17 protein-coding genes are annotated in these 16,438 nt (G+C 39.6%); 6 read left to right on the top strand and 11 right to left on the bottom strand.

Annotation, left to right across the window (positions count from 1 at the left end):
* The first annotated feature begins 23 nt into the window (after positions 1–23).
* Positions 24–362 carry a hypothetical protein gene (locus tag HZC31_04120; GenBank protein ID MBI5002547.1) on the top strand — a complete coding sequence of 113 codons (339 nt, stop codon included), beginning with the start codon at positions 24–26 and terminating at the stop codon, positions 360–362.
* Here HZC31_04120 and HZC31_04115 read toward each other — a convergent pair.
* From HZC31_04115 to HZC31_04105, 3 genes are all read right to left on the bottom strand, one after another.
* On the bottom strand, positions 337–489 hold the full coding sequence (locus HZC31_04115) for a hypothetical protein (GenBank protein ID MBI5002546.1): 153 nt from the start codon (positions 487–489) through the stop codon (positions 337–339). The two genes, HZC31_04120 and HZC31_04115, sit on opposite strands and share 26 nt — an antisense overlap.
* A gap of 84 nt (positions 490–573) precedes the next feature.
* The gene (locus HZC31_04110; protein MBI5002545.1) at positions 574–1,761 is read right to left on the bottom strand and encodes an ATP-binding protein; all 1,188 of its coding nucleotides are present in this window, start codon (positions 1,759–1,761) and stop codon (positions 574–576) included.
* A gap of 99 nt (positions 1,762–1,860) precedes the next feature.
* Entirely contained in the window at positions 1,861–2,955 is a 1,095-nt protein-coding gene (locus HZC31_04105) for a hypothetical protein (protein ID MBI5002544.1), read from the bottom strand.
* 190 nt (positions 2,956–3,145) lie between these two features.
* Here HZC31_04105 and HZC31_04100 point away from each other — a divergent pair, with 190 nt between their 5' ends.
* The gene (locus tag HZC31_04100) at positions 3,146–3,388 is read left to right on the top strand and encodes a hypothetical protein (protein ID MBI5002543.1); all 243 of its coding nucleotides are present in this window, start codon (positions 3,146–3,148) and stop codon (positions 3,386–3,388) included.
* Between the two features lie 15 nt (positions 3,389–3,403).
* Here the strand turns inward: HZC31_04100 and HZC31_04095 are convergent, their stop codons facing one another.
* The 3 genes from HZC31_04095 to HZC31_04085 form a co-directional block, all read right to left on the bottom strand.
* Positions 3,404–4,108, bottom strand: coding sequence for a hypothetical protein (locus HZC31_04095; GenBank protein MBI5002542.1), 705 nt, complete (start codon positions 4,106–4,108; stop codon positions 3,404–3,406).
* A complete protein-coding gene (locus HZC31_04090) occupies positions 4,105–4,764 on the bottom strand; it encodes a hypothetical protein (GenBank protein ID MBI5002541.1) in 660 nt (219 codons plus the stop codon). Before HZC31_04090 ends, HZC31_04095 begins: the two co-directional genes overlap by 4 nt.
* A gap of 65 nt (positions 4,765–4,829) precedes the next feature.
* Entirely contained in the window at positions 4,830–6,083 is a 1,254-nt protein-coding gene (locus HZC31_04085; GenBank protein ID MBI5002540.1) for a thioredoxin domain-containing protein, read from the bottom strand.
* Between the two features lie 105 nt (positions 6,084–6,188).
* Here HZC31_04085 and HZC31_04080 point away from each other — a divergent pair, with 105 nt between their 5' ends.
* Together HZC31_04080 and HZC31_04075 are read left to right on the top strand one after the other, a co-directional pair.
* The gene (locus HZC31_04080) at positions 6,189–7,766 is read left to right on the top strand and encodes an ATP-binding protein (protein MBI5002539.1); all 1,578 of its coding nucleotides are present in this window, start codon (positions 6,189–6,191) and stop codon (positions 7,764–7,766) included.
* A 536-nt stretch (positions 7,767–8,302) separates the two neighbouring features.
* Complete coding sequence (locus HZC31_04075) at positions 8,303–8,911, top strand: hypothetical protein (GenBank protein ID MBI5002538.1); 609 nt, start codon at positions 8,303–8,305, stop codon at positions 8,909–8,911.
* 24 nt (positions 8,912–8,935) lie between these two features.
* On the opposite strand, the gene HZC31_04070 is transcribed toward HZC31_04075, so the two are convergent.
* From HZC31_04070 to HZC31_04060, 3 genes are all read right to left on the bottom strand, one after another.
* A complete protein-coding gene (locus HZC31_04070; protein ID MBI5002537.1) occupies positions 8,936–10,150 on the bottom strand; it encodes a DNA repair exonuclease in 1,215 nt (404 codons plus the stop codon).
* A gap of 26 nt (positions 10,151–10,176) precedes the next feature.
* Positions 10,177–10,509, bottom strand: a complete 333-nt coding sequence (locus HZC31_04065) for a hypothetical protein (protein MBI5002536.1) — start codon at positions 10,507–10,509, stop codon at positions 10,177–10,179.
* Between the two features lie 65 nt (positions 10,510–10,574).
* Positions 10,575–12,047: an aldehyde dehydrogenase family protein gene (locus HZC31_04060; protein ID MBI5002535.1), complete on the bottom strand. Its 1,473-nt coding sequence runs from the start codon at positions 12,045–12,047 to the stop codon at positions 10,575–10,577.
* Positions 12,048–12,566: 519 nt separating this feature from the next.
* Between HZC31_04060 and HZC31_04055 the strand changes: the two genes are divergently transcribed.
* Complete coding sequence (locus HZC31_04055) at positions 12,567–12,866, top strand: hypothetical protein (protein ID MBI5002534.1); 300 nt, start codon at positions 12,567–12,569, stop codon at positions 12,864–12,866.
* Positions 12,859–13,263: a hypothetical protein gene (locus HZC31_04050; GenBank protein ID MBI5002533.1), complete on the top strand. Its 405-nt coding sequence runs from the start codon at positions 12,859–12,861 to the stop codon at positions 13,261–13,263. The genes HZC31_04055 and HZC31_04050 overlap by 8 nt, the downstream gene beginning before the upstream one ends.
* Before the next feature lie 430 nt (positions 13,264–13,693).
* Here HZC31_04050 and asnS read toward each other — a convergent pair whose 3' ends face one another.
* Positions 13,694–14,962, bottom strand: coding sequence for an asparagine--tRNA ligase (gene asnS / locus HZC31_04045; GenBank protein MBI5002532.1), 1,269 nt, complete (start codon positions 14,960–14,962; stop codon positions 13,694–13,696).
* A gap of 93 nt (positions 14,963–15,055) precedes the next feature.
* Positions 15,056–16,258 (bottom strand): hypothetical protein, encoded by a 1,203-nt coding sequence (locus HZC31_04040; protein MBI5002531.1) that lies wholly within the window; start codon positions 16,256–16,258, stop codon positions 15,056–15,058.
* Positions 16,259–16,438: the final 180 nt, after the last annotated feature.

Genomic DNA, 16,438 nt, shown 5'->3' with positions numbered 1-16,438 from the left:
ATTCCTATTCTCATAATTTAGTGATGGAGAAAAAATACCCCTTAATTTTTGATGAAATTATTGTCAAACAACTTCAAAAAGAAGCATCAAACAGTCATATCAGAAAAATCCTTACCAGAATGCTTGACAAAATTGAACTTCTCGGACAATATGCGGGAGAACTGTTGGATTCCAAACTTTTTTTGTATGAAGTTAAAAACAAACATCCTCCTCTTCGTCTTTATTATAAGCACAAAAAAGAAACGGATGAAATTTATGTTTTTGAATTTGAGATGAAAACAAGTCCAGAAAAACAGAAGAAAACCATCTCCCGATTGAAGAAAAGCATTATGGAAACTAAAAACCAAGATCTTTCCGTGTAAATTTCTTTCCTTCTGCAATGTTCTTTTCAAAATCAAGTAATCGTTTATAGAGCGCAGTATTTCGCAATGATTCTAATTCATGCTTCATTCCTTCATATTCATCTTTTGCAATTGTTATTGTTTCCATAAGGGGTATGCACATATTCTTCTATATATAGTTTGCTTAAATTTTTCAAAGAATATGTTTATCATAGAGATTCATTGAAAATGATCAGGTAATCTTCAACGCGCGTTCAACAATTACCTTTACTGCGTCAATATCTTCCTGTTTTACTTTTTCTCGCAAGCACATTCGTGCGCGAGCCTGCACAAGACGAATGAGTCCAACAACAAGCCGAGGAGAAATCTCAAAAAGGCATTTACTTTCCTTTTTCTTGAGCTCTCCAACAAAAGAAACAATGTCTTGATGATAAACCTCAGGCAATGTTACCTTCAGTTGTTCTGCGTGGAAAACATAACTTTTGATGAATTCAAGATCTGTTTTTGTCAGTCCAGTATCGTGTTTCTGCTTCAAAATCGCGTCGGTTATTTTCATAAATTGATACGTGTCTGGTTTACGAACAAGAAATACAAGATGAAATCGAGTGAGCAACGCGTCATCAAAAGGAATTTGTTTTTTGAGTTCTGCGACAGTTTTTCCTATGAATTTATCACCAATGGGATTTGCTGTCGCAAGCACGCGAACACGCGCGTCAAGCTTGAGGTGTTTTCCTTTTTTGTCATACGTAATAAATCCTTTTTCCATTGCGTTGTACAACGCGCCACGGCTCTCCTCTTTAAGTAAATTCAGTTCATCAATGCAGCAGATGCCCTGATCTGCCTGCGGCAATAATCCTGGTTCAATAACATCGCCAATAGTAGTGACCGCGAGACCAACACCACTCATACCAGAACCTAGTCCGTAGGTTGAGATTGGATGAAAATCAGCGATGCTTCTGATAATGTCAGTTTTTCCAATAGCTGGATCACCGAGGAGAAGAATGTGGATTGGTTCTGAAGCGAAAAGCTGAATGGATACAGCATGTTTAATGACATCATGCCCGATAATGTGCGGCGCGATAAGTTTCGGCAAGATTTCTGGAGCATGTTCCGCGAAAGAGGCGTATTGTTTTTTGAAGAATTTTTTTTGTATTGCCTGATTTGCCTCAAGGATATATTCATGAACCTCAGAGTCTTGTGTTTCTGCTTTAAAGATAACACATTGTTCTGTCTGCGCGAAGAGATCTTTGGAAATAGGCAGGTACATGAGAGATGCAGAAATCTTTTTTTGTTTGAGAAGCGAGATTAGATCACGAAGCTGAGCGGCATCGACATAGTCTTTGACATGGCTGACAAGTTCGCGTTCTTTCATGCCCAATGGACGAAAGAGCATGAAAAAGTCCCCAACAGTTTTTTCCATGAAGAAATAAGAAACTTTGAGATATAAAAAGGTTGCTTTAATGAAATGAGCATATATTCAAGCAAGACAGAAGGAGAAAGGAACACCATTTTTCACTCCCTAAAAGCTCTGCTCGAGTAATTTTAACAAACTTGGGCAAAGGGTAATAACTTCTTTTGGAAGTTGTTTTTTTACTTTTGCTTGATAGCTTCTCAAATAGGTCTGTATCGTTTTATGATATTCAACAGGAACCCGTTGAAGGAGTTCTAAACCACGGCGCAATGGCAGTTGTAATGTTAGTTTAATTTCATAAGATGAATAAATAAGAGAATTACCAAGGATTTGAGCACCCTCTAATTCTTCATGAGAAAAGTCTTGATATAAAAGTATGCTTCTGAACTTTTTCCTTTTTGCGTCAGTTAATTCGTTATCATGATGAATGGAGAAGTCAAGATCACCATGTATATTAACTAACGGCAAAGTAACTCCTTTGCTTTTTAACCGTTTCAAGAAAATAAAGATATAATCAACTATTTCTTCCATATTTTTTGTGAGAGCCCCAAAATCTTCCATATCAGAAGTCCAATGATCAGAATGCTGCTTGAACGCAGGACCAAGAGCATCATTTAAAATACGCCAAGGTATATTAAGATGAGTTGAGAACCCCATTTGTACAACAACTTGTTTCACAAGTTCTCCTACACTCCCATTTTCCCAATAATTGTAAATGATGTATTCAACACCGTTAATTTTTTTAACATAAAATACAGTCTTTTTTTTCGCGGCAGGAGAGCTCATATCACCGAAATGACTAAAAACTTCATCTTGAGTAGTTATTCCATTATGGATTGCGTCTGAGATGCCATGTCCAAGAACAAGAAAAACAGATCCTGGAGGAATGGTAATATTTCCAAGAAAATAAGTATCTGTGACGCTAATAGTTTGTAACTGATTCTTAGATTGAGTGTATAATTTATCAAAAGGGATCAAGATTGCAAACTTTTCATTTGACCACGATGAACCTCTCATATTTGGCGAACTAAATGCAGAGATAGATCCTGCTGATTCATTAAGAGAAAAATGAACAGTGTCTCTGAGCCATGTTGATGGATCAGTAGAATAACGGGTACGTATTATTCCATTCTTTGGAAAATAGTCAGTTATATGAATAGCAATCAATTGTTTGAATATTACGTTCAACTGAGCCTTCTCCATGCAGTACAAAGAAAGAGTGGAATATATAAAAGTAGTGAAGACAAAGTGAATCACCCTGTTCGTCAATAGGGAAAGCGGAGATTCATGAGAGAATGCTATGAGCAATAATAAGAAACTCTTTCAAAAATACAAACAAACGATGATTAATTTAGAAATTATTAAATAGGACGATAACACAAAATAAGAGATAATGGTAAAGAAAGTCGAAAAAAGAAGCATGAAAAAAAACACGAAGAAACCAAAAAACAAGCTCAAGCTTCGCCAAAGAATAAAAATTAAAGCAAGAGAAGTCCCTGCGCTTCTCCGCGCGAAGAAAGAGGAAAAGAAACACATCCCCACATTTGAAGAATTAAGAAACGAAACAAAAGAGTTTGAAAAAGAAGCGCTTTCGTTAAGTAAAATTATTCTCCGGAAACCAAAGAAGAGAAAGTAAGAACGAAAATATTTTTTATTTCTCCATCTTCAATATATCCACAATTTCCTGCTCTTTAACAGAACATCCATTTAATTTGACACCCCAAAGCGCTCCTTCAAGAACAGCCTGTTTAATATTAGGGACAATTTTTGTCGATGCGTTATCCGTAAATCGATTAAGAAATCCTTTTTCGTACGCGATGGTCACGAGTTCAACAGAGCGAATAACCCGTAATGTGCCAACAAGTTCTTTCACTTTATTGAGATTTTGCCTGTTAATCAAAACTTTTTGATGCATAGTGCTTTCCATGTGCCACGCGATTTTTTCAGGACTTTCAATGAGATGCCGCGTTGTTCGCTCATCGATAACAATTGCGTCTGCCTGTAAAGAAATTGCTGTTGCGACTGCTTCAATTTCACCTTTGTGCACAATTTCAATAAAATTACCATCAATTTCAAAGGAATGATTCGCGTAATCCGCGACATCCTTTGCAATGCTGATCATGGGAAGATTGTTGTAAATCTTAAGCGTTCCTTTTGTGATATAAGGTAAAACTTGAAGTGCTTCTAATTTATACTTGCGCGTATTCAAGGGCTTGCTAATCAATTCATCATAGACTGCAGGAGTGATATAGAATTCTCCTTTGTACTCATTCTTAAGACTCTCAAGAACCCAAAGAAGATTATTAATGGTCAAACTAATGATAGGCCCTGTATCAAAGACAAGTGCTTTAGTCATTTTCCTGTACCTCGCAAAACACCATTTGAATTAAAGAGTGTTCGTGCAAAAGTAATGCGAGTACGAATAGGCACAATGTCCCCTGCCTCTTCACTGACACGAGTTTTTCCCACATATTTCATGAGTTCCCATTGGGATAAACCAAAGATCTGCGCAGTTTGTCCAAGAGAAATGCCGTGCTCATAAATACGTGACCCTTTTTTGATTTGCGCTTCTGTAACAACGTGCTGCATGTACATGCTGAGCTGATCATCAACAGCGCCGATCATGTCATAAATCGCTTTGATTTCTGTATTAAAACCGCGAAGATTATCTGCCTGCATAAAACTAATTGCTTTTTCTATTGCCGCAATCACTTTTGCGTCAATGGTTTTTCCTCGTTCGAGAATTTTCGCGAGCGCGTAAATAACAACAGCTGTTTGAATGGACTCTTGGCGCTGAAATATCGCGGAGCAGTGAATGATGTGATCGCTTTCTTCACGAAGCGCGACAAGATCTCCTTTGAGCAATGCTTTAATGCCGTTACGAAGAACAGCGATAATATCATCTTTGACAGAATGATGAAGCGCGTGAGGAGAAGAAGGAGATATCGAAGCATCTTTCTTATCAAGTGTAGTGTTCAAAGGCTGATCCAACTTCTTGCGCTTCTTGCTCATGCAATCGCTTAAGAGAAAGAACTATTTAATCCTATCGCTCTATGGACACGCTCAAAAGCTATCCATTATCCAATCTTTGTCAATTCCTGATCCAGAACAACGCGAATAGCGTCCGCGCCAACTGCGCCAACTATTTTCTTATTATTCACAAGAAGAGTGGGGGTATAGGTGATGTCAAGTTCTTTTGCCTGCGCTTGCTGTTCCGCATAAAGTGTGGCATAAGAGGTATCAGAGAGGCAAATTTCAAACGCGGCGCTGTCAAGACCGAGAGCAGTTGCGTAAGACAACATACTTTCCATGTCAGATGCAAGAACATCCTGAGCAAAATAATACGAAAGATATTCTGTCCCATGGCCTTCTTTCTCCGCGCAAAACATGGCGTGACTCACAAGAATCGCGTGGTCCGTGACGCCGATAAGATGATAATCAACCCAGAGCGCATCGCCGTATTCTCCAATGAGAGACTGAAGCGCAAGATACATATCCTTGCTATAAGAGGAAGTAGGATCAAGATAGGCGTCCAGTGTAATAACATCAGCGGCATTTCCATACGACGTGAATTTGACATAGAGTAAAATCAAGAGAAAGATCGTCAACAACGCAAGCGCGAAGCGCCAGTGATTTTCATCATCAGGAGTAAGGTCATCAATATCTTTGTATTCTTCTGAAGAAAGAGAAGGTTGTATTGGTGAACCAAATGAGCTGGATGCAGATGAAGTTTCCCTATGGACGTGCTGATGTTGTTCTGGCTGAGGATGCTGCTCTACTGGCTTCTTATCAACAGAAATAATTTGAACTGCAGGAGTTTCTGGCTCTTTTTTCTTTTCTGCTTTCTTAAGAATTTTTCTATCAGAATGTTTATCATATCCTTTTTTAGAATGCTCTTTTAGATTTTCTTTGAGGTTCTCCTTTGTATCTTCCTTGAGATTTCCCTTAGTTTTTTCTAACTTAGTTTTTTCTAATACAGGGGAAGGCTGCTGTTTAGGAGTATCGAGTTTCATAAAATATTTCTGATGGCGCTTTTTGTCAGAAACCTGATCCTGTGGAGGTAAAGATGAAGAAGATTTACTCGAAACAGGAAGAATAGACGCGCTGCCTAATATTTCTTCAACAGCTTTCTCTTTCGCGGTTTCTTGTTTTTCTTTTTGTTCAATGAAACGCTGTTTTTTTTCAAGGGATTTTTTCGCGGTGGAATATTCCTGAGAAGAAAGCATGCCTGTCTTCTGTGTCTTTTCAAGATGAACAAATTCGCGCGCAAGCCGGTCTTTTTCCTGTTTCAAGACAGGATTCTCTTTGTTATCTTTAGAAGTCGTTGCCACTGGTCATCCCTAAGAAAACATGAATGAACAATCTTTATATAATTTTCCATTCCAGAGTGGAGACGAATCTAAAGCTTTATATAGCGCACAGCGATCACAAAATCTATGAAAAAAGGGCTTGTCATCCGTGGAGAGATTGGAAAAATACTCATTCGGGAAAAAGCAGGCGCGGATATTGAGTTAGGGGAACTTCTTGTCGCAGAAGCGAATGGACAAAAAATACTGTTGCAGGTTTTTGATCTTATTTATGGCAGCCAGCTTTCAGAGCAGCATGTCGAATTGATTTCGGGCATGCAACTGGAAAATGGAACAAAAAAAGAATTCTTTGAAGAAGAAACAATACAGATTATGGAGCCAGAGCTAAGAAATTACAAGCTCGCGGTGGCAAAAGGAATCATCAGTATACAAAACGAAAGCGTTGGCGCGTGCAAAGCGCTTCCACCGTTTCTCGCGGCAGTCCGTGAAATAAGAGAAGAAGATGTCGCGTTTATGACAACGCCTGATGAACCACTATTTATGGGAAAATTGCGAAGCGGCAGCAAAACATTGCCTGTTGAAGTGTATCTTCCAGGAAAAGAAGTGTTCAGCCACCACATTCTTATTAGCGCGACAACAGGAAAAGGAAAATCAAACCTCACTTCAGTCATGCTTTGGGACGCGACAAAACAGGAGTATTGCGGAATTCTTGTCCTTGATCCGCACGACGAGTATTACGGCAGAGACCATGAAGGAATTGGTCTCAAAGATCACCCCTACAAAGAGCGAGTCAGTTATTATACTCCAAAAGATCCACCGATTGGCGCGAAAACACTGAGAATTAATATTACACTGATTAAGCCACAGCATTTTGCGGGAGTGGTGCAGTGGAGCGATCCGCAGGAACAAGCGCTCTACGCGTATTACAGAGAGTATGGGAATACATGGATCGAAAAGATCATTATGAATGTGCAGTTAGAAAGAACAGGCAATTTCAATGAAGCGACAGTAACAGTGGTAAGACGACGTCTTCTGAGTTTGTTGGATTTAGAATGGAATGGACAACAACTCAACAGCCAAGGAATTTTTGATTTGAGCGCGGGAAAAACAACAATAAAAGATATTGCCACAGAATTGGAAGAGAAAAAGACAGTCATAATAGATACGTCAAGTTTCAAAGGAGCGACAGAATTGTTGATTGGCTCCATGATCAGTACAGAAATTTTGCAGCGCTATCAGCAGTACAAACGCCTCGGCACACTCAGGCAAAAACCAGTTATCTCAATCGTGCTAGAAGAAGCGCCACGAGTCTTAGGAAAAGACGTGATTGAACGAGGAGGAAACATCTTTAGTACGATCGCGAGAGAAGGCAGAAAGTTCCAAGTGGGATTATGCGCGATCACGCAGCTGCCAAGTTTGATTCCACGGGAAATTCTTGCGAATATGAATACAAAAATAATTCTCGGCACAGAAATGGCGGCGGAGCGCCAGGCAATCATCGAAAGCGCTGCGCAAGATCTCAGTCAGGATGGCAGGAATATCGCAAGTCTCGATAAAGGAGAAGCAGTGATTACCAGTAATTTCGCGCGGTTTGCGATACCAATAAAGACGCCGTTATTCAAAGAATACGCAGAGAAAGATATTGAACGTGTTGGACGAAATGGGATGCAGGAGAAATTAACATTCGAAGGGATTGGGTTAGAGTAAGAAGAAGAAAAAATAGTTTATAATCGCTCAGCAGAATAAATAAAGACACGCGCAAACAAAAGCAAAGTGTCAGGGGGACCCATTGCACAAACAACATAAACCATCATTGCGAATAAGAGCAGTAGTTGAGCGTACGACCGAACGGAGTGAGTGATTGGAACGTGTTCCAATTCATTACGAATCGAAGATTCGAAATGGTCGTACTTGATCTCGCTTCCAATTCTTTGATCTCTGATCAAAGTTCTCTGAGCTTTGCTCAGAGTATGGCGAAAGAATTGTGCAATGGGGTCTTTTTGATATAGAATAAAGACAAAATGAAGATAAAGGAGCATAATAACACAGACGCACCGCTCGCAGGGCATCCCAATCGCAGCAAGCTGCAGAGTATTGCCCGCTCGCAATTCGGTGCGTCTGTGGAATTGTGAAATTGGGTCACAGCAAGCAGGGGGGTATTATTTCGAGCTATGCTCGTAATACTACGGACCTTTGGTCCGAAGTAAACCCAAATTTCACAATAAAAACAAAATATATATAGAATGGTTCTCAAAGAAATAAACAAACATCAAAAAAAGATGAAACACCAAAAAGAACGGAAAATAAAAAGTGCACTGATTCTATTCTTAATAGGCATTCTTACAGTAAGTACAATCGCCCTCGCGGCAGAGCAATCCATCGTCCTTATCGACGTCAGTACTGGAGATACACAAGAAGACAGCGCGTGTATTTTCAAGGTCAATGGAAAAACAGTGGTCGTCGATCGAAGAGATAAAGTAACTGTAGATGGCATCACCATATATGTACAGGAAGTCTATCCTGTCAACAGTGAATCAAAAACAGGGGATAGATGCGAATTTATCTATTCTGGAATGGAAGAAGAGAAAGAAAGTGAAATAAAAGAAGAGATTATTGGAGAAACAGTCGTTCAATTTTATTTTGGTGACAAAGAAGAAACAGAAACAGGTGAAGTTGAAGAAGTGGCAATGAAAGAAGTAGGAGACAGCACCGTCGTAAGAATTAGCGGCTATGATGTCACCGGTCTTTCAATAGACGCGAAAGATAACGAAGAACAAACAAGCACAACAACAGAAGAACCAAAAGAGAGCAAAGGAATTCTCGCAAAAATATTTTCTTGGATATTTGGATAGAAACGAATATACTATTGCTTTAATCTAAAGTGTAATAACGTCCTGCGCATCCTTTCGAACTCTATTCTCAAAATCAGCAACCCTTTCTCCCTCTAATTTTTCTGTATTCAGAAGATGCAATAATTGCAGAGTCAATTGTTTTTGCTCTTCAGCAGAAAAAAGCGAGGAAGAAAATTGTCCAATGTGTTCTGCAAGCACTTTTTCCTCAATATCCTGTGTGCTTGCTCCTTTGACAGTAATTGCGGAAAATTCTTTTGTTTTGAGCAAAGAAGTATTTTTCAGTACAGACCATGCGCCGCGCTGTTCAAGGAGATCGCGCAATGTTTTGAAGTCAATATCACTGGATTTTCCTTCAGAAAGTTCCCCAGTAACACGAAGCAGAACAATTGCGTTGTTTGGATCGCAAGAAGTAATGTTGTCAAAAAGCATCTTGTACACATCCTGCGCGGAACAATGATGAGCAACAACAGAAAGCGCAATAACTGGATGTAAAACGATTGGTACATACCGAAGATTGCCATTATCATAAAGATAAAAGCCGCCGTTTTGTAATTTTTCGAGTTCAGAAAAGCTGTTGGGAAAGAGAGGACCAGGATAGACAAGGTTCTGATAGCCAGGAAGTGACGCGTGCTTCACAATATGAACATGCCCTCCTGCGTAATAATTGCAATTCTTCGGGAGAAAAGAAACAGGCTGTGCCTCCATTTTTTCAAGCTCCACAGGTTTAAGTTCTGCAAGTGCAGTGTGGAAAAGAAAAATCTTGAACCCCTCCTCCTGCTCAATGTTTGTCGGATCAAGTGTTTCATAATAGCGTCGCTCCAAACTCCCTTTTCGACCAAGCAAGCCAGTAATTTTCGCGCCTGTTTTCGGATCAATGGTAAAGCGAAGTTGCAGTTTATTTTCCGGAGTAACAGTTCCTTTCACCACGTTAATGAAAAGACCAGCATGCTCAAGCACATCAAGCATTGTTTTTCCAGAAGGAGAAAAATCATGAGAGCCAGGAATAATATAGGCAGGAATGCCATAATCCTTAACCTGCTTCAATTTCTTGGTGGCTGTCTTGAGTTTCTCAATCGCAGGCAGGCTTGTGTTGAAAATATCTCCTGCAATCAAGATGAAATCAACCTGTTCCTGCATGGAAATATCCAATGCGCGAATAAATGCGTCTGTCGATAAGCTGTTGAGTTTTTCATCTCGCCAAGAACCAATGTGACAGTCTGCGAGATGGGAGAATTTCATGAAAAAAAGAAGGCGTCTAGAATTTATTAAGCTTCTGGATGAGGGAAAGATGCATTTTGATCTACTCCAAATGCGCGCAGATATGCTTCTCGATGATAAAGCATTTCAGTGAGAGATGCGATAGTACTGGCTCGCTGCTTTTCATCTTCTCCTTTCCAATTAAAAACATAGATAGGATTGCGAATACTATTTCCTTCAATAACAGAGAGAACATTCATTGCGACAATATGAAGTTCTGCGCGTTCGAGACTGAGACGTGCGGTATACCTTCTGTTTTTCACTTCAAGTTCTAAATTATACAGAGATTTACCATCCTCAACACCAGTAGGTTCAATCCCCAACAACACTTCTATATTCATAGAGAGAGAGAAAGAAGAAAGCGTGCTTTTTATGTGTTGTGACTTATACACGCACAAGAACCACACTATTTCCGCGCAAACATATCAATCTGCGCATTTTGTAATTTGCCACTGTAATCTATGTAAACCGTCTTCACTTCGCTGAACTCATCAATCCCCAAGATACCGGCTTCTCGCGTGCCATTGCCTGTTTTCTTCACCCCGCCAAATGGCAAGTGCACTTCCGCGCCAATCGTGCTGGAGTTAATGTAGGTAATCCCTGCGTCAAGATGTTCGATCGCGAGGAACGCGTTACGAATGTTCTGTGTATATAATGCGCTGCTTAATCCATATTCTATGTCGTTCGCAATTCGGATCGCGTCCGCAAGAGTGGTGCACGTCAAAATACTCAACACTGGACCAAAAATTTCTTCTTGAGCAATCCGCATAGACGGATGAACATGAGTAAAGATGGTCGGCTCATGAAAATACCCTTGCTTGTGAGAAATTCGTTTCCCTCCAAAAAGAAGCTGCGCGCCCTCCTGCAATCCAATCTGAACATACTTTTCTGTTTTTTCAAGTGCAGCTTGGTTGACAAGAGGACCAAAATTATAATGCATGCCATCTCCTGCCCGCAACCCACGAACTTGTTTCAACAACAAGTGTTCAAATTGTTTCTGAATTTTTTTATGCACAATCACTCTGCTTGCGGCAGTGCAACGTTGCCCCGTCGTGCCAAACGCGCCCCAAAGAACTCCTTCAACAGCGAGAGGAAGATCCGCGTCATCCATAATGATAATTGCGTTCTTGCCACCCATTTCCAAACCAACTTTTTTAATGCCTGCGTGTGCAAGAACATGTGCACCAACGTCTTTGGATCCTGTAAAAGAAAGAGCGCGAACTTGTGGATGTGCAACAAGAGCGTCACCAACAACAGAGCCATCGCCAGTCACCACATTGACAACACCACGAGGAACACCTGCTTTTTCGAGGAGCTGGACATACGTCAAAGCGCAAAGCGGCGTATCACTCGACGGTTTGAGAACACAAGTGTTGCCACAAATCAACGCAGCCATAATTTTCCATGCAGGAATTGCGATGGGGAAATTCCATGGAGTGATTAAACCAACAACGCCAAGCGGTCTGCGAACAGTCATGCAAAATTTTTGAGGAAGCTCGCTTGGCGTCGTAGATCCAAAAAATCTCCTTCCTTCACTGCCCATATATTCCGCGACATCAATTGCTTCTTGAACATCCGCAAGACCTTCTATATACTGTTTACCCATTTCTCTCGTCACAAGAGCAGCAAGCTTTTTCTTTTCCTGCCGAAGAAGCGATGCAACACGAAGAAGAATATCTCCGCGCCGTGGAGCAGGAAGCGCGCTCCACTGGACAAACGCTTTTTGGGCAGCAGCAACCGCGAGAGAAACCTCAGCAGAGGTACTTTCTTGAAAAACTCCAAGAATATCTTTTGGATTTGCGGGATTTTTGCTTGTGAACGTCTTTTTCGACGAGGAATTAACCCATTTCCCATTAATGTACAGTTTGTATGATTGCACAAAAACACCTCTTTAAAAAAAATAAGTGAAGCAAGAATAAATATGTTTGGGAAAATGTTCAAAATTTTTGAAAGAAAATAATTTTTGTTTCAAATTTTTTGAAAAAAAGATAAGGAAAAAAATTTAGAATTCGAAATGTTTATATATGAGATTGTCCATAAAAGAGAAATTAAAAAAAATTGTTAGAAAAACAAAATGAGTGCGCAAAAAAAAACAAAACAAATTCTGAAACAGATGAGTAAAACAAATTATTACAGCGCAAGTCATAAAAAAAACAAATGATCAAAGAGAGGAAACTCTCTGAGAAATAAAAAGAGGTGTCAAAATGGCAGCAAAGAAAAAGAAAGCAGCAAAGAAGTCTGGAAGTAAAAAGAAAAAAAAGAGATAATGATATAACATGGAGTTGAGGTGACTTGACTCCATCTTTTTTTTCTTTTTATTCTCAAGCGCTTATTCTAAAAAAAGATTAATACTCATGAACCGACATATTTATATACTAATTTCCTCAAAAATAACAGAATGGACGAAAGTGAAAGAAAAGTTGTAACAATTGGTGCAATTGCGCTTATTGGATTATTGGTACTCTCCTCATTCTCATTTCTTGGAAAACAGGATACGACGCTTACCGGCGCAGTTGCAGGAGAATCATACAAATTTGAACAGTGCCTAAAAAAATACGGAAGAGATCTTTATGGAAAGTGGATGTGGGATGAGATCCAAAAATGCAGAGAAGAAGTGGATGGAATGTCAAAAGGAAAGGATAAAGCAATCCCACGATTATATTTGAGTGACGATCGATCGGAGTTCCAGAATGAGTAAATATCATAAAAAAATTCATGCAGAAACAGTAACTGCTGGTTTTGCAATTCTTGCGTTTGCGTTCCTTTTCGTGATGACCGCAACAGAAGGAAAATATTGGGGATCAAATGAAATGGATGAGTATATCATTAAGATTACTGAAGGCGAAGAACAATCATATTTAGATTCTGATACACCCACAGCGATGGCTATCAGCCCTTTTCTCAAAAGAGATTGCCAAGCGCGAGGAACATGCTTAGAACAGGATGTCTGTACAGTTGGGAAGCAGGAATATGTAATGAGTCATGGTCGTATGGTCGCGCGAGTCACCTACATGACGTGTGAAGCTGCAGAAGAAGAGATGGACAGAAATGATGCAAGCGAACAAGCATACAGCACGCAAGATGATTCGTATTAGAGATTTTTTGATTTAATCTTTGTTTCTTTCAAGATTTAATAGATTTCTTTGATTAATAATATGTAAAAATAACCCCCTGCAATGCTCCGCGTTGCATGGGTCCCCCTGACATTTTGCTTTTGCAAGTGCGTGTATTTTCTTTGCTAATAGGAAAATTTGCCTTACCATTGTTTGAATCGCCTTACAGTCCTTGAGAATCCCTATGCTTTTATTATTTATTACCTAATGGGTTTAATACCCCGCAGCTCTGCTGCGGATTCGAAAACCCATGAGCGTAATGACACAAATTCCGTTAAGAAAATTCACCGATACCCCGGAGCTCTGCTCCGATTGGGATGGTGAATTTTTAGGAATTTGTATTCATTTCATTTGGAAACAAGATGTACAAAAAAGAACGAATCTAAAAAATGAAGAAAAAACTAAAAATATGTTATGGCTTCCATCGAATCATCGTTCGCGGGAATGGAATTGCGTCTTTGATATTCTCAAGTCCACAAACCCAAGCAATAACTCGTTCAACGCCCATCCCAAAACCACCATGCGGCACAGAACCATACCGTCGAGTATCAAGATAGAACTCATATTCTTTTGGATTTTCTCCTTGAGCAGTCAAGCGTTCTTTGATTTTTTCAATATCCGCTTCTCGTTCAGAGCCGCCAATAATCTCGCCATATCCCTCTGGCGCAATAAAGTCAACGCCAAGAACAACGTTTGGATTCTTTGGATCTTCTTTCATGTAAAATGCTTTGACAATTTTTGGATATCGCGTAACTGCGATAGGAGTATCGTAGAGTTTACTAAGAACATCTTCTTCAATCGTGCGCAAATCTTTACCCCACTCCACGTCCATTCCTTGTTTTTTCAAAATAACAAGAGCGTCATCATACGTCATGCGAGGAAAAGCTTTCTGCGTTGCGGGAATCAATTTCTGTTGATCTCGCTCAAGAATCTTCAACTCTGCCTGATTTTGAGCAAGAACCTTCTTGACAATATGTTTCAAAACCCCTTCGCCATGGTCAATAATTTGATCAAATGAAGCCCACGCTTCTTCCATTTCTGCGTGCCAGTATTCTGTTAAGTGTCTGCTTGTTTTGGATTTCTCTGCACGGAAAGAAGGAGAAATAGTATAAATTTTCTCAAGCGCAAAAATCGCGGGTTCAGCGTACAGTTGCCAGCTTTGGGATAAAAAGACCCCTTTTTGTTTAAAATAATCTACTTCAAAGAGCGTGCTTCCTCCTTCACATTGGATTGCCTGAAAGATAGGAGAATGATATTCATAAAATCCGTTCATGCGAAAGTATTCATCTATCGCGCCAAAAACAGTGCTTCTAATCTTTAAAACAGCAGTCATTTTTCTGCTGCGAAGCCAGAGATGTCTGTTATCTGCCAAAAATTCAACGCTTTGGTCTTTGTTAATAGGGAAAGAATCTGAAGAACCGACAACAATGAAATCTTTCACCGCAATTTCATAGCCTGTTGGCGCGCGGTCATCTTTTTTGATAGTTCCATGAATTTCCATGGATGTTTCCATTTGAACTTTGTCAGCAGTAGTAAATTTTTGTTCTCCAACAATATCTTTTTCAATAACACATTGGATAATAGTGGAAGAATCTCGTAAAGTAATGAATTTGAGTTTGTTACTCCCTCGTTCTCGATAGACCCAGCCACGAATAGAGACATCGCCACTGCCGTGGTTCATTGCGTCCTGAATACTAAGAAAAGGGGTGTTTGTTTTTGTAGTTGTCATGAAAAAAAGAAAGTTCTGAGGAATTTATAAATATTGTGACGTGGATTAGTGCAATATTGTCACAATCCCATGGACTGCGTCAACTTCAACTTTCTGCCCAGTCTTCAAGACACGAGTCGCTGTTTGTGTTCCAATAATGCATGGAATCCCTAATTCGCGAGAAACAATCGCTGCGTGAGAAGTAATGCCCCCTTCATCAGTCACGATTGCTGCTGCTTTTCCCATAATTGGTAAAAATTCTGGTCGTGTCATCGCGGAAACAAGAATGTCTCCTTTCTGAAAACTTCCAAACTCAGAGACTTTGTTGATCACGCGAACAATTCCTACTGCTTTTCCAGAAGACGCGACCATACCTTTCAATCCAGAAGACGGAGAAATTTTGGATTCAAGAAAAGTATGAAGCTGGGCTGCTTCTTGATTGGTAAAGAGAACAGTATCATGCAAATCAGACATCACATACACAACTTCTGTTCGTTCCTGAAGTTCCTTAAGAAATTGTTTTCGATCAGTGGAAAGCCTGGGAATTTCCGAGTATACCATTCGTTCAAGCAAGACAGGATCGCAATTCATTTTCTTTGCAAGTGCTTGACTGAGCAACTTCACCCACATCACCAAAATGCATTGTTTTTCCTTGCGAATGTCGCGAAGCACAGTCAGTTTCTGGAAGAAATAACAAATACTCTGAACAGAAACAGGAGCAATGGAAAGCAGATGGTCTCGTTTTTTGAGTTGCGTAGTGGATGATGTCTCAATACGACGAATTTCATCAGTAATTTGTTTCTCAGAAGAAGAAGACAAGAGTTTCTGCAACTCTTTCAAAAAGAATTGTGCATCAAGATAGAAAATGTGTGCATAATTATTTTTACTCCAATAAAATTGCTGCTCATGAGCGTGAAGTAGTTTTTGAAGAGAAGATGAAAGTTCTTTTGCTTTTTTTGCTTTCAAAATAATATTTTTTTCCTTCAAAGCAAGAAGAGCAAGTTTCAAAAATGCAAGCTTTTCTCGTTGTGAATACGACATTGCAGAAGGAGTAGTGAGTGTTCCTAGTTCAGAAAGAAGCTGAGGGGTATGCTTTTTTATTTCTGCCTCAAGAAATTGATTCCCTTCTGCGTCAAATGAATCAATAAAAATGAGTGGACACCATTGTTCTGCGCCTTGTTCTATAAGTGTCTGCAAATGAGCGAGTAGTTCTTTTTCAGAACATTTGGAAAAATCAAGTGTTTGCAAAGACGCAACTGTTTTTTGCATTGGTTCAAAGGATTTCTGCCATGTTTTCTCGATAAAATCAATATATTTTGGATCTTTTTTTTGTTTTTCAAGGAAAAAGAGAGCAAGTTCTCTCATACCTTCCATAGAAACATAATTAGTGAGATAATTATTCTTCACATGCGCAACCCAAAATGGATAATGAGTTCCATAATACTTGTG

The organism is Candidatus Woesearchaeota archaeon, assembly GCA_016214075.1.
Classification (GTDB): Archaea; Nanobdellota; Nanobdellia; order Woesearchaeales; family DSVV01; genus JACRPI01.
Note: the sequence above shows the minus strand (reverse complement) of the source record. Positions and strands in the feature narration are given on the sequence as shown.

Bases quoted from the DNA above. Each gene is read 5' to 3' on its own strand.
- HZC31_04090 (MBI5002541.1), bottom strand. From the start codon at position 4,764: ATGAGCAAGAAGCGCAAGAAGTTGGATCAGCCTTTGAACACTACACTT.
- HZC31_04120 (MBI5002547.1), top strand. From the start codon at position 24: ATGGAGAAAAAATACCCCTTAATTTTTGATGAAATTATTGTCAAACAA.
- HZC31_04100 (MBI5002543.1), top strand. From the start codon at position 3,146: ATGGTAAAGAAAGTCGAAAAAAGAAGCATGAAAAAAAACACGAAGAAA.
- HZC31_04040 (MBI5002531.1), bottom strand. From the start codon at position 16,258: ATGCAAAAAACAGTTGCGTCTTTGCAAACACTTGATTTTTCCAAATGT.
- HZC31_04075 (MBI5002538.1), top strand. From the start codon at position 8,303: ATGGTTCTCAAAGAAATAAACAAACATCAAAAAAAGATGAAACACCAA.
- HZC31_04055 (MBI5002534.1), top strand. From the start codon at position 12,567: ATGGACGAAAGTGAAAGAAAAGTTGTAACAATTGGTGCAATTGCGCTT.
- HZC31_04065 (MBI5002536.1), bottom strand. From the start codon at position 10,509: ATGAATATAGAAGTGTTGTTGGGGATTGAACCTACTGGTGTTGAGGAT.
- HZC31_04070 (MBI5002537.1), bottom strand. From the start codon at position 10,150: ATGAAATTCTCCCATCTCGCAGACTGTCACATTGGTTCTTGGCGAGAT.
- HZC31_04110 (MBI5002545.1), bottom strand. From the start codon at position 1,761: ATGGAAAAAACTGTTGGGGACTTTTTCATGCTCTTTCGTCCATTGGGC.
- HZC31_04105 (MBI5002544.1), bottom strand. From the start codon at position 2,955: ATGGAGAAGGCTCAGTTGAACGTAATATTCAAACAATTGATTGCTATT.
- HZC31_04080 (MBI5002539.1), top strand. From the start codon at position 6,189: ATGAAAAAAGGGCTTGTCATCCGTGGAGAGATTGGAAAAATACTCATT.
- HZC31_04115 (MBI5002546.1), bottom strand. From the start codon at position 489: ATGGAAACAATAACAATTGCAAAAGATGAATATGAAGGAATGAAGCAT.
- HZC31_04095 (MBI5002542.1), bottom strand. From the start codon at position 4,108: ATGACTAAAGCACTTGTCTTTGATACAGGGCCTATCATTAGTTTGACC.
- asnS (MBI5002532.1), bottom strand. From the start codon at position 14,962: ATGAACCACGGCAGTGGCGATGTCTCTATTCGTGGCTGGGTCTATCGA.
- HZC31_04050 (MBI5002533.1), top strand. From the start codon at position 12,859: ATGAGTAAATATCATAAAAAAATTCATGCAGAAACAGTAACTGCTGGT.